This is a genomic window from Mucilaginibacter phenanthrenivorans, assembly GCF_024721155.1.
In the GTDB taxonomy this organism is placed as follows: domain Bacteria; phylum Bacteroidota; class Bacteroidia; order Sphingobacteriales; family Sphingobacteriaceae; genus Mucilaginibacter; species Mucilaginibacter phenanthrenivorans.
The window spans coordinates 38339-52148 of the sequence record NZ_JAHVAP010000017.1 but is presented as its reverse complement, the minus strand read 5'-3'; the positions used below and the strand labels follow the sequence as shown (position 1 = coordinate 52148).

General features: G+C 45.4%; 9 protein-coding genes. 7 read left to right on the top strand and 2 right to left on the bottom strand.

Annotated features, from left to right (window positions below; genetic code table 11):
• Positions 1–117 precede the first annotated feature (117 nt).
• The 4 genes from KXD93_RS27850 (at position 118) to KXD93_RS27835 (ending at position 6786) form a co-directional block, all read left to right on the top strand.
• Positions 118–924: a helix-turn-helix domain-containing protein gene (locus KXD93_RS27850; protein ID WP_258140840.1), complete on the top strand. Its 807-nt coding sequence runs from the start codon at positions 118–120 to the stop codon at positions 922–924.
• Positions 925–1206: 282 nt separating this feature from the next.
• Positions 1207–4248, top strand: a complete 3042-nt coding sequence (locus tag KXD93_RS27845) for an amidohydrolase family protein (RefSeq protein ID WP_258140839.1) — start codon at positions 1207–1209, stop codon at positions 4246–4248.
• Positions 4249–4266: 18 nt separating this feature from the next.
• The gene (locus KXD93_RS27840; protein WP_258140838.1) at positions 4267–5583 is read left to right on the top strand and encodes an amidohydrolase family protein; all 1317 of its coding nucleotides are present in this window, start codon (positions 4267–4269) and stop codon (positions 5581–5583) included.
• Between the two features lie 321 nt (positions 5584–5904).
• Entirely contained in the window at positions 5905–6786 is an 882-nt protein-coding gene (locus KXD93_RS27835; protein WP_258140837.1) for a glutamate--tRNA ligase family protein, read from the top strand.
• A 93-nt stretch (positions 6787–6879) separates the two neighbouring features.
• Here the strand turns inward: KXD93_RS27835 and KXD93_RS27830 are convergent, their stop codons facing one another.
• Together KXD93_RS27830 and KXD93_RS27825 are read right to left on the bottom strand one after the other, a co-directional pair.
• Positions 6880–8250, bottom strand: coding sequence for a sensor histidine kinase (locus KXD93_RS27830; protein WP_258140836.1), 1371 nt, complete (start codon positions 8248–8250; stop codon positions 6880–6882).
• A gap of 152 nt (positions 8251–8402) precedes the next feature.
• Positions 8403–11099: an ABC transporter permease gene (locus tag KXD93_RS27825; RefSeq protein WP_258140835.1), complete on the bottom strand. Its 2697-nt coding sequence runs from the start codon at positions 11097–11099 to the stop codon at positions 8403–8405.
• Between the two features lie 319 nt (positions 11100–11418).
• On the opposite strand from KXD93_RS27825, the gene trmB reads away from it, so the two are divergent.
• The 3 genes from trmB (at position 11419) to KXD93_RS27810 (ending at position 13796) form a co-directional block, all read left to right on the top strand.
• Positions 11419–12066 (top strand): tRNA (guanosine(46)-N7)-methyltransferase TrmB, encoded by a 648-nt coding sequence (gene trmB, locus KXD93_RS27820; RefSeq protein WP_258140834.1) that lies wholly within the window; start codon positions 11419–11421, stop codon positions 12064–12066.
• Positions 12067–12141: 75 nt separating this feature from the next.
• On the top strand, positions 12142–13329 hold the full coding sequence (locus KXD93_RS27815; RefSeq protein ID WP_258140833.1) for a class I SAM-dependent rRNA methyltransferase: 1188 nt from the start codon (positions 12142–12144) through the stop codon (positions 13327–13329).
• Positions 13330–13454: 125 nt separating this feature from the next.
• A complete protein-coding gene (locus KXD93_RS27810) occupies positions 13455–13796 on the top strand; it encodes a YciI family protein (RefSeq protein ID WP_258140832.1) in 342 nt (113 codons plus the stop codon).
• Positions 13797–13810: the final 14 nt, after the last annotated feature.

The window sequence follows — 13810 nt, the reverse complement described above, 5'->3', positions numbered from 1 at the left end:
GTTTCTGCACCAAGCGTTAACGTCAATGTAACCCACTCGATAAACACAGATAAGCGTTTTTCATCCGCACATTTGCATATCCGCACATCCGCGCATAAATTCTTAAATTTGACCTATATGCCCAAAGCTGAAGAAAAAACATCACCCAAAATACTCTATACCTGTTATTCCGCAACCAGCAGGGAAGGCGAGCAGTTTATACCGGAAAATGTGTTTGGCTATATCCTGTCGGGCAGCTCGGAGATTTATGTAAACGGAAAGAACTACCTGTTTAACGAAGGCGATTTCCGCTTCATTCGAAAAAATCAGCTTGCCAAATTCGCCAAGCATCCCCCTAAAGGAGGCGAATTTAAAACCATCTCCGTGGTTATGGATAAGGATACTTTGCGCAGCGTAAGTGAAGAGTTGAATCTGCACATGGGGCAACCTTATACCGGCGAAAGTGCCGTGCTTTTACAACCCAACAATTTGTTCAGGAGTTTTGTAGATTCACTGTCGCCGTATATGGATGGCTCTGGCAATGTCAATAAAATGCTGACCACCTTAAAGGTAAAGGAGGCCATAATGATATTGCTGCAAACCAATCCTGAATTAAAGGATGTGCTGTTTGATTTTACCGAGCCCGGCAAAATTGACCTTGAAGCGTATATGAATGAACATTATAAATTCAATGTTGATATTAACCGCTTTGCCTATCTTACCGGTCGTAGCCTTGCAACGTTTAAGCGCGACTTTAAAAAAATCTTCCACACCTCGCCCAATCGCTGGCTGCAGCATAAACGGTTGAATGACGCCTATTTCCTGATAAAGGAAAAGGGCTGGAAAACCTCCGACGTTTACATGGAAGTTGGCTTCAAGGATTTCTCCCATTTTTCATTCGCCTTTAAAAAGGCTTATGGGGTTGCGCCATCGAGATTGGGTTGAATAAAAACCTTTCCGGTTCCCCTCGTAGAGGCGCGATACTTCGCGTCTTGAACCATCCACGGTCGAAAAAGGATATTGCGTAGAATTTGCATGTGGGAGACGCAAAATATTGCGTCTCTACGTAATTTAAAACAACTCACCATCCCGCTTATCATCCTCCGGACTTTACCGACTTTCCGACTTCCGGACTTTTTTGTAACAAAGTTATTATTAAGCTACCCTTGGTTATCGTATCCGGTAATGTTTAATATCTTAGTAACAACTAACTGACAAATAATTCAAATGAAAAAAATTTTACTTTTTGGCTGCGCTATGTTGTTTGTTCTGCTCTGTAGGGCACAGCAAACATTCCCAGTAAACGGCGCCTGGGATATCCGACCCGGCCAGTACGCATTCACCAATGCAAACATTGTGGTAAGTGCCGATCAAACCATTCCCAATGGTATCTTACTGGTTAAAGACAGGGTAATTGAAGCTGTTGGCGCTGATGTTAAGATTCCTAAAGGTTATGTTACCGTCGACCTGAAGGGCAAATACATTTACCCCGGCCTTATTGATGCTTATACCACCTACGGTATACCTGAAGCGCCGCGCGCCGCGTTTGCGCAAGGCGGATTTGGGCGTACTGCTGTTCCCGTTTCAACCAAGCCGGGCGCTTACGGCTGGAACGAAGCGATAAAACCCGAAATGAATGTAAAGGCAGTATTTCATGCTGATGCTTCAAAGGCAGAGGACTTTAAAAAGAATGGCTTTGGCGCAGTTCATGCCGTGATCCGTGATGGTATAGCCCGTGGCACATCTGCCGTAGTGACTTTAGGTGATGAACGCGACAATTTTGTAATGCTTAATGGCGAGGCTGCCGCAAACTATTCATTTAGCAAGGGTACAGCAGCAACCAACTACCCATCATCATTAATGGGCAGTATTGCTTTATTGCGCCAGACTTACTACGATGCACAATGGTATAAAAATCAAAAAGAAGAATATAACATCTCGCTTGATGAGTTTAACCGGGTTCAAAATATCCCCCAGATTTTTGAGGTAACCGATCAGTTGAGCGTTTTGCGTGCCAACAAAATAGGCAAAGAATTCGGCAAGCAATACATTTTTAAAACTGATGGGCAGGAATATCGCCGCATTGATGCCATGAAGGCAACAGGTGGCAGTTTCATTATTCCGCTTACTTTCCCGGAAGCTTTTGATGTAGAAGATCCGCTTGACGCGCGTAACGTAAGCTATGAGCAAATGAAGGATTGGGAGCTTGCGCCCACCAACCCCGCTGTTTTGGAAAAGGCGGGGATCAAATTTGCGATCACTTCATCCGGCTTAACAAATGCCCGCGACTTCTGGACAAACCTGCGTACGGCAATTGATAATGGCTTAAGCGAAAAACAAGCTTTAAATTCATTAACCGTTATCCCTGCCGAAATGCTGGGGGTTGCAGATAAAATAGGCTCACTTGCTAAAGGCAAAATGGCCAACTTTATTATTACTTCTGACAACTTGTTTAAAAAGGACAATATAATTTATGAGAATTGGGTTGAGGGCCGCCAGTATGTGGTGAGCCGTATGGACGTCACCGACCTGCGCGGGAACTATGCCTTTTCAAGCGATGCGCTGCCAGGTGTAGCTTTGAAAATCGGCGGCACGCCAGGCTCATATAACGTTAACCTTGAACGCACTGGTGCGGATAGCACTAAAGCTACTGGTACCATTACCCGTACCGGCGACATGGTAAGCATTTATTTCGATTTAAAAAGCAAGCCAAGCGGTAACATCAGGCTGAACGGTTATATCACCAAAACATCACCCTTGACTTTTGCCGGCAGCGGCATCCTGCCTGATGGATCGGAAATGAAATGGTCGGCTGCTTACACCAGCCCTGCCTCGCCGGAGCGTACGCGCCCCGAGCCGCCGAAGCAACCTGTTACTCTTGGCCCGGTAGTTTATCCGTTTATGGCCTACGGTAATACTGATTTGCCAAAAGCCGAAACCACCCTGTTTAAAAACGCCACCGTTTGGACAAGCGACAAGGACGGCATCCTGAAAAATACGGATGTACTAATTGAGAATGGAAAAATCAAGGCTATAGGCAAAGGGCTGGTAGCGGGTAACGCAAAAGTTATTGATGCAACCGGCAAGCACCTGTCGCCGGGTATTGTCGACGAGCACTCGCACATTGCGGGAAGTGGCAGCATCAATGAAGGCACACAGTCGGTAAGCGCCGAGGTGCGGATAGCCGATATCCTGAATTCTGAAGATATCAACCTTTACCGCCAGTTGGCGGGCGGCGTTACCACCTCACATATCCTCCATGGTTCGGCCAACTCAATAGGCGGCCAAACCCAGCTGATCAAACACCGCTGGGGAGTATTGCCGGACGAAATGAAATTTGAGGGTGCAGATGGCTTTATCAAATTTGCCCTTGGCGAAAACGTAAAAGGCAGTAACAATGGCCCGTCGAACGGAGCGCTTCGCTTCCCGCAAACCCGCATGGGTGTTGAGGAAGTTTACATTGATGAGTTCACCCGTGCAAAGGAATACAAAGCCGCACGCGCTGTAAAAGGCAGCAACGTACGCCGGGACATCGAGCTGGATGCCATAGTAGAAATATTGGATGGCAAACGTTTTATCACCTGTCACTCTTATGTACAATCTGAAATAGCCATGCTGATGCATGTTGCCGACTCGATGGGCTTCAAGATCAACACCTTTACCCATATTTTAGAGGGTTACAAAGTTGCCGATAAAATGAAGGCACACGGTATTGCAGGTTCAACGTTTAGCGATTGGTGGGCTTATAAAAGCGAGGTTATCGAGGCCATCCCATACAACGGCGCTTTGATGCACGATGTAGGCATCACAACAGCATTTAACTCTGATGATGAGGAAATGGCCCGCCGCCTTAACCAGGAGGCCGGTAAATCTGTAGCCTATGGCAAACTAAGCGAAGAGGAAGCATTGAAGTTGGTTACCATCAATCCGGCCACCATGCTGCACGTTGAGAAACGCGTAGGCAGCATTAAGGTAGGCAAGGATGCCGACCTGGTATTATGGTCTGCCGATCCGCTTTCTATCTATGCTGTCGCCGAAAAAACTTATGTAGACGGCATTCCATACTGGGACATCGATAAGGACGCTGCCAATCAAAAAGCGATGAAGACCGAGGAAGCAAGGCTGATCCAAAAAATGATTGCGGCCAAAAACAAGGGTGCAGTAACTCAACGGCCTGCAGGTCGTCGCCCGCGTAATAATGAAGCTGATGAAGACGATGAGTTTGTATCAGGCGATGGTGTTGGACAAACTAATTCAAACGGCAAATAATCCCTAATGAAAACTAAGATGAACAAGATATTTTTAATTTTTGGAGGATTATTGCTAAGCATAACCCTCTCATACGGACAGGCGACCATTTCGCCTGCCAAAGCACAATCAAAACCGATAGTGATAAAAGGCGGCACCATTCACGTAGGGAATGGCCAGGTAATCAACAACGGTTACATCGCTTTTGATAAAGGCAAAATAACCGCCATTGGCGAAGGCGCGGGAGCTAACGTTGCAGGCGCAGACGTTATCGACGCTACCGGCAAACAGATCTATCCGGGCTTTATTTGCCCGATAACCACGCTCGGCCTTATCGAGATAGAGGAAGGTGCACGGGGAACGGTAGACGATGAAGAAACAGGCGACCTTAACCCAAATGTTCGTTCAATTGTGGCGTATAACACCGACTCGAAGGTTATTCCAACGGTGCGCTCAAACGGGATCCTGCTGGCACAGCCTACACCGAACGGCGGAACTATTTCCGGTCAGTCATCAGTAGTGATGCTGGATGCCTGGAACTGGCAGGATGCGGCGTATAAAACGGATATCGGGATCCACTTAACCTGGCCGGTTGCCCGGGCGCAGGGGCGCAGAAGAGGTGTTCCAACACCGGGCGTTCCGCAGGAAAGCCCGGCAGAAAAAGCGCAGAAAGCAATTGATGCAATTGAGAAGTTATTTGAAGAAGCCAAAGCGTATTCAGACATTGCAAAACCCGAAGTGGCCAACATCCGCCTTGATGCGATGAAAGGTTTATTTAATGGCACCAAAAAATTATTTGTTAATGCCGATGGCGCCAAAGAAATTGTGCAGGCAGTAGCTTTTGGTAAAAAAATGGGTGTCCAGGTGGTAATTGTGGGCGGCGGCGAATCATACCTGGTAACCGAAACTCTGAGGGATAACAACGTGCCGGTGATTTTAAAGGAAACACAGCGCCTGCCTGAAAAGGATGAGGACGATGTTTACCTGCCTTACAAATTACCAAAAATGCTGCAGGATGCAGGTGTGTTATATGGCTTAACCGGTATTGGCTTCTGGCGCCAGCGTAACCTGCCCTTTGAGGCTGGTGAGGCAGCTGGCTACGGCTTGACCAAAGAACAGGCGGTATCAATGATTACCCTTAACAATGCAAAGATACTGGGAATAGACAAAACCACCGGAACACTTGAAGTGGGTAAGGATGCCAACCTATTCATCTCCAAAGGCGATGCGCTTGATATGATCACTATCGATGTGGATAATGCATTTATACAGGGAAGGAATATCAATTTAGATAACCTGCACAAACAGCTTTACCGCAAGTTTGCCGAGAAATACGGCGTGAAGGCAAATTTGTAAAACGCTTTTACCTCTTTTAAAAAATAGCGATGGGTTTTAAACCCATCGCTATTTTTTATGGCCCCATCGGGGCCAAATATTGGTAGAAAATAAATAGAGGAAAAGAGCGTGCCGTCAGGTACGTAACACCGCCGTGTATGTTTGCGGGGTGGCGCACCGATGGAGCGCAACTGCTTTTTGATTTATTTTTCTACCGATATTTTGCACCTACGGCGCATTGGATGGTGTAGTTAATCCTTTCACCGGTTGTGTTTCAATACCTCTAAATATTCAAAAAATAAACTCTTTTGAATTTCCAAATCCCTTTAGTTCCTTTACTGAATGTCCAATCAGCCCAAACATTTCAACAAAACCCGCATAGCACCTACCCCAAGCGGTTTTTTGCATGTGGGCAATGTGTTGTCGTTTATTATTACTGCTGCGCTAGCCCGTAAACATGGCTCCAAAATATTGCTTAGGATAGACGATCTTGACCGGGCAAGGGTGAATCAACAATACTTACAGGATATTTTTGATACGCTGAATTTTTTGGAGATCCCATGGGATGAAGGACCACGGGATGTTAAAGATTTTGAAGACAATTATTCCCAGCTGCACCGTATTCCGCTTTATACCCACGCGCTTAAACAATTACGCGATGAGCATAAAATTTATGCCTGCACCTGTTCGCGCAGCCAGCTAAATGCGGGAGACGAATGTTTGTGTATGAATAAGAATATTGCCTTATCAACAGAAAATGCAAGCTGGCGGCTTATAACAAAAGCGAGTACAGTGTTGCAGGTTAAAAATTATAATGGTGATATAATTAAATCGAAGCTACCTGGTGAGATGCACAATTTTGTTGTGCGTAAAAAGGATGGGTTCCCGGCATATCAGCTAACTTCGGTAGTTGATGACCTGTTTTACGGCGTAGATTTAATTGTGAGAGGCGAAGACCTTTGGCCATCAACCCTGGCGCAACAGGAACTGGCAATGCTTTTAGGGAAACCCCAATTTTCAGAGATCGTATTTTATCGTCATCCCTTGCTAACCGAAGAGGGTAATAAGCTTTCCAAATCCGCAGGCGCAACCTCCGTCCGCTACCTGCGCGAAAGCGGTAAAACACCTGCTGATATATTTATGCTGATTGCCGGCATGCTGGGCATTCATGAATCAATAACGAATTGGGAGCAGCTAGGAGAATTGGTGTCGTCTCAATCATAAATTGACGCTTAGTCTTGAGTCGGAAGTCTGGAGTCCTAAGTCGGAAAAAGACCTAATTTGACTAAAGACTTTCGACTAAAGACTTGATACTGACTACAACGGCAATGAAACTATAAATGAGGTACCACCTCCCAGAAGTGAGCGTACTGTTATAGTGCCGTTCATATCCTCAATGGCTTGTTTGGCAAAATATAGCCCAAGCCCCATGCTCTTTTTGTTGAGACCCGATTTAAAGAACTTATTAAAAATATTACCCTTTTGCTCTGGCTTAATGCCGATGCCGTTATCCTCAATCTCGATAACGCAATATTTATTTCTTTTGTACGACCGTACTTTCACCCATTGCTCAGGCTTGCTGAAATCGGCGTACTTAACGGCATTCGAGATAAGGTTGTTGAAAACAGTTTTCAGGTCGGTAACGTTGCATTTAAGCTCCCAGACTTCCAGGTCGCTCAAAAACTTCACTCTTTGGCCTTCCGGGAAAAAACTATTCTGGCTGATTACGTCGTTCACTATCTCGCCGAGGTTACACACTTCGAACTTGTTGCCATCGCGAATGGTTTGCAGCACATCTTTTATATAGGTATCCTGGATCTGGATGCTTTCCCGCATCATTTCGGTATAAGTTGACACTTTGGTTATATCCTTTTCCTTTTCTAACACGGACACCAGTCCTGATAGCGAGGTAAGCGGCGACCGCAGATCGTGCGTCACGGTATAAACAAAATTATTGACGCGCTCATTCATATTCCGGAGCGCCCTGTTCTGATCCATGATCACCTTTTTGGACGAATGCAACTTGCGGAGCATAATGCCTGCCAGTAATACGGTGCAAAGCAATATAACCGTATAAATTACCATGTCGGCAACGAAAACCTTTTGATCAACCATGCGTGAAGTTGCACCGAGCAAGGCTGAAAAGGTTTGCTGTTTGATGGTCAGGTTGTCTGACAGGATATTGATCTGCAATACCAGGCTCTCCCTATCGAATTTTTTGCCCGACTTAATGTTTTTGTAAGCAAGGTTACCCAGCGCATTCAGCTGCGCCACCATTACATCGGCTTGTTGCCAGGTTTGAATGGCGTTCTTAAAAATAGCGGTGTTTTTAAATTTCTGAAAAAACCAGATCAGCTCAGGTAAATCTTCGCGGTGGTTACCGGCCATTAAGAACCCTAACCTTGCTATTCTTATATCCTTACCGGCGACCAACGCCTCGCGGGCAATACTATCGCCCTTTGGAATGCTGATGTCGTTTTTGAAGTATTGATAGTCGGTTTCCTCGTGCGAATAGATATAGTTTAACAAATGCCGGGTGGCATCCTTTTCGCCCCTGGAGTACTGCGCTTCAAAATTGGTATATGCCCTGCTGGCCGAAAGGATTTTAACGGAATAATAATGCGTAATACCAATTGCTGCGGTGGCAATTAATACAATAGTGGTTAATGCAATGATTACTTTTTTCATCTAAAATCCTGCCCGATGCTCGATTTCTTGTTCAATAGTTAAAGAAATTAGCTTAACGGCATTTATTTATACGAAACATTAACCGGCCGGGTTATGTATTTAACAGCTTTTGTTTAATAGAAATGTAAAAAAAGTGCGGCATTTACTGCGAATCATTCCGCCCGCAAGCTTTCTGCCGGGTTTGAAAATGCTGCCTTTATGGCCTGGTAGCTAACAGTAAGTAAGGCGATTATTATGGATAACAACCCGGTAAGCGCGAAGATCCACCAGTTGAGTGTAATGTGGTAGGGGAAATTTTGCAGCCAGTTTTTCATCAATAGCCAGGCTATTGGCGATGCAATACCAAAGGCGATCATCACCAACACCAGGAAGTCCTTTGATAGTAAGGTGGCGATACGTGCTATCGAGGCGCCCAACACCTTACGGATGCCTATTTCCTTCGTGCGGCTTTCGGCCATGCAGGCAGCAAGCGCAAACAGGCCCATGCATGATATTAAGATTGTTAAACCGGCGAAAACTGCTGATAATGTACCGGTTTGTTTTTCGCCGCGGAAACGGATATCATAGGTGGTGCCTGCAAACTGGTAATTGAATGGATAGTCGGGGTTGTATTTTTTAAAGATGGCGCTGATTTTTTTGATGTTGTCGGCTTCGGCATTTTGGCCGTTTAGTTTTAACATTATGGTTCCGAATAATTTATTGGTGCCCTGGATAACTATTGGCTGTCGCAGTTCATATGGCCAACCGGCTACAAAATCCTTAACCACGCCAACAATGTGAAAATTTGAGTTCAGGTTTTTAAGGGGTTGGCCAATAGGATTCTTTAACCCCATAACTTTTACTGCCGACTCCGTAAGCATAACCGCCGCCGAATCAGTAGGGTAAGTGTTAATGTCGATATCCCTGCCGGCCAGCAATGGCAGGCCCATTGTTTTGGTAAAATTTCTATCGGTTAAGAATTGGGCAAATGTGGTGCGGGAGTTTGGATCCTTTCCTGCCCATTGGTAAGTGTCCGTACTGGCCCAAACGTCTACAATGGGCGAATTGGTGCGGGTTATACCGGTAATTGCGCGGCTGGCAATAAGGTCGTTCTTAATGGCGGCAAAGTTCTTCTGGATATTACCCTTCATATAAACAAAGGCAAGGTTCTCCTTATTGTAACCTGTATCGCGATGCTGTGCAAAGCCGATCTGTCTGTATACCACTGTTGTGCAAATGATAAAGGCAATTGCAAATGTAAACTGAACCACAACCAGGATCTTACGCGGAGTGATCAAAGCGCCGGTTGCCTTAAAGGTGCTTTTTAGTATATGTACCGGTTTGTATGACGACAGGTAAAAAGCAGGGTAACTGCCCGCGATAATACCTGTAAATACTACAAAGCCAATACCTGTTAGCCAGAAGTATGGATTATTTAATGGCAGGGCGAGGTTCTTTCCTATCAAATAATTAAACCATGGCAGGCTGATTTGTACAACAATGAGCCCTAAAATGCCGGCCAATACTGCAGTCATCACCGACTCACCTAAAAATTGTTTAACCAGCCAGCCCTTGCCTGCTCCGGAAACCTTGCGGATGCCAACTTCACGGGCCCGTTTTGTACTGCGGGCCGTGCCAAGGTTCATGTAGTTAATACAGGCAATCAGCATTATCAGCGCCGCTATAATGCCAAATAGGCGAACAACTGTTATCTGCCCGGCGGTAAACTTACCGTTCTCAAAATTGTTGTATAGCCACCACTTCGCCATCGGGTGGAGGAATACCTGGTTTCTGCCATCGCTATGATGGATCTTGTAAATATCGCGGAAGCGCTCGTTGGCAACTTGCTCGCTAATACCGGGTTTAAGCAATACAAATGTTTGGATATTGTTGGAGGTCCAATTGGGGCTGTCCCATCCAACCTCTTTCATATAGCTCCATGGCATCAGGTATTCAAAGTTGAAGGTTGTATTGTTTGGCAGGTCCTTCATTACGGCTGTTACCGTAAAATTAGCGGTGCTATCAACCTTAATTATTTTACCCATGGGGTCGGCGTTACCAAATAGTTTCTTGGCCAGCCTTTCAGTTAAAACAATGGAATGGATGCCACTCAGAGCGGTTGCCGTATTTCCCTTTACTAATGGAAAGCTGAATAACTTAAAAAAGCCCGGATCGGTTAAAAAGCCCTGCGTTTCAAGTTGCTTTTGTTTGGTTTTGAGCACAAAGGCGCCCACCCAGTTAAGTCGCGCCATCTCTTCCACCTGTGGATATTCGGCCTTTAAGGTCGGCCCCATTATTGCAGGCATTCCTCCCCATGCGCCAATCTGGCCATTTACTTCGGCGCGGTTGAAAACCTGGTAAACACGGTCTTTATTTTTATGGAACTGATCGTAACTCAACTGGTTTTGGATCCACAGTAAAATCAGTACAGCGCTGGCAATACCCATGGCCAGGCCACTGATGTTGATGAACGAGATGCCTATATTATGGCGGATGTTACGGATGGTCAGTTTAAAAAACTGTCCGAACATCATTATTTCCTTAGCAAGAGCGGCTGAAAATCCCGCCTGCCTTTTGTTCCCGGCAGCATAAAGCGGAATGCCCGCAACAAGAGGTTCAACAGCAGCTCCATTTTGAACTTTTGTAAGCCAGGATAGCTGCCCCCGAATGATCTCCGCTTGTTTTATTAAGGCCTTTATATCGGCTGGCTGTACCTGTGGATCAGGATCCTGGTATCCTTCCAGGAATTCACTAACAGCAATAAACAGATCCTGGTTTGTACCAAGAAGGTACTGCAGTTCGCTAAGCTCCTGTTCAGAAGCCTTGCCCGAAATAAAAATTTCAACTAAGTACCAGGTACGTTCTTCCATATTTATTTATGGGATGTTTATCCTTGCTTTTTTTTGATATTGAAATCCTCCGCACATTTTATGCCACGGGTTCAAGTAGTTGATAGTCAATTAATAACAATTAATTCAACAGGCCTGCACCGCCCGTTAGCGAACGGTGGCTGTCCGGCTATGAGACAGGTTTTTTGGGCGTTTGTTGCAGGTTAAAGTCATATTTAAATAGATATTAAAATCGGTATGATGTTGTCTGCAAACAACTTCCGGGATGTAATAACACACAAATCACTTCATCCCATAAATAATTCACGAAAATCCTATTTTTGCGCTTTAAATATTTTAAGTGGGAAAAGATAAACTAAGGCGTTTTGCAGAGATAGATACCTTCAGCAACGTTTTACAATTAGATGCCGGTAAACCCTTCAAAGGGCAATGGAGCAACGGCTTTTTTAAAAACAACAACCCGGTAGTGCTGGAGCTTGCCTGTGGCAAGGGCGAGTACACCGTCAACCTGGCTACGATGTTCCCTGATAAAAATTTTATCGGGATTGATTATAAGGGTAACCGCATTTGGCGAGGGGCTAAAACCGCTTTGGAAGATGGCGTCAATAATGTTGCCTTCCTGCGCATCCAGATAGAAACGCTTATTGAATACTTTGCACCCGGTGAAGTTGATGAGATCTGGATCACCTTTCCCGACCCTCAACCGCAAATAAGCCGCGAAAAAAAGCGGTTGACATCAGCACGATTTTTAGATATGTACAAGGTTATCCTGAAACCAGGCGGCTTTGTAAACTTAAAAACCGATAACGATGGCTTACATGTATACACAGTTGAAAAAATTGCGGAAACAAGCCTAACCCTGCATGTGAGAACCGAAGACCTTTACAATTCTGAATATGCGGACGATGTGCTGAACATCAAAACGTATTACGAGAAAAAATACCTGAAGGATAATAAAAACATTAACTACCTGAAATTTTCATTTTAGGTCCCTTATTATAAAAGCACGGCAAGCCCCTTTCGGGAGATAGCATCATTTGATCTTGTTTACTACCTTTGCCCCATGATTGAGGTTATATTAAAGAAGGGCAAGGAGAAGGCAGTTTTGCATCGCCATCCCTGGGTGTTTTCCGGGGCTATTGAAAAGGTTAAGGGTAAGCCGGAAAACGGGGATGTTGTAAAGCTGATTGATGCAAAGGGTGCCTTTATGGCCTATGGCTTTTATAACGATCAATCAAGAGTTGCGCTGCGTTTGCTTGAATGGGACGAAGCCGTTGTAATAGACGAGCGATGGTTTAGGGAAAAGGTGGCAGTAGCGGTGCAGGGCCGTAATAGCATCTTGATTGATGGAATCACCAACACCTGCCGTTTAATCTTCAGCGAATCCGACTACCTGCCGGGGCTGATAGTTGACAAATATGCTGATCACCTGGCCGTACAGGTACTTACTTCCGGCATCGAAAAAGTAATGCCTTGCATAATTGATGAGCTGCAGCGCCTGCTAAACCCTGAAAGCATTTTTGATAAAAGCGACGCATCCTCCCGCGGACATGAGGGGCTGCAAACACAAAATATCGTATTGGCCGGCAACCACCCGCCCGAGCGGGTAGAGGTGGTTGAGAATGGCATCACCTACAACATAAACATTGCAGAAGGCCAAAAATCAGGTTTCTACTGCGATCAGCGGGATAACCGAAAAATTGTGGCTTCATATGCCAAAGGAAAAAAGGTGCTGGATTGTTTTTGTTATACCGGCGGTTTTACCTTAAATAGCCTTCAAAATGGTGCGGCATCTGTCACTGCAGTTGACAGTTCGGTGCTTGCAACCGATACTTTAAAGGAAAATGTGCTGCTTAATAAGTTTGATCCGGCTGCGGTAACCACTGTGCCGTCTGATGTAAACAAGCAGCTCCGTAAATTCAGGGAGGACGGCGAATTTTTCGATATTGTGGTGCTCGATCCACCAAAATACGCACCGTCGCGCTCTGCATTGGACAAGGCATCACGCGCATACAAGGACCTGAATCGCTTGGGGATGCTGCTGCTCAATAAAGGCGGTTTGCTGGCAACCTATTCGTGTTCAGGCGCTATGGATATGGAAACCTTTAAGCAGGTATTGGCCTGGGCGGCGCTTGATGCCGGCAAGCAGGTGCAATTTATTCACCAGTTTTGCCAGCCGGAAGATCACCCTGTACGGTCATCCTTTCCCGAAGGAGAGTATTTGAAGGGATTGCTTTGCCGGGTTTATTAGTTTTAGAGACCAGAGGTTAGAGACTGGAGATTAGTTAAAAGTAAAATAGGAAGAAATCTGAAAATAGTTGTCCCTTTCTTAAAATACTGTTCGTCATTGAGGTATAAACATAAAAACTAAACATCATGAAAGATTTTCTTTTCGTTTACAGAAACGACTTTAAGAACCAGCCAACTGGTTCGCCCGAAGAATTGCAGGCTGTCACTAAAAGATGGATGGACTGGATCGGCGGCATCGCCGCGCAAAACAAGCTGGCGAGCCCGGGAAACCGTTTAGGCTCTGAGGGCAGGGTGGTAAGGCCAAACAATGTTGTTACTGATGGCCCCTACACCGAAATTAAAGAACTGATCGGTGGCTATTCTATTATCACGGTTGCATCGTACGATGAGGCTGTGGAGATTGCAAAAGGCTGCCCTATCTATGAATTCGGCGGCAACGTGGAAGTACGGGATATTGTCCCGATGTAACTGATTGGATATCG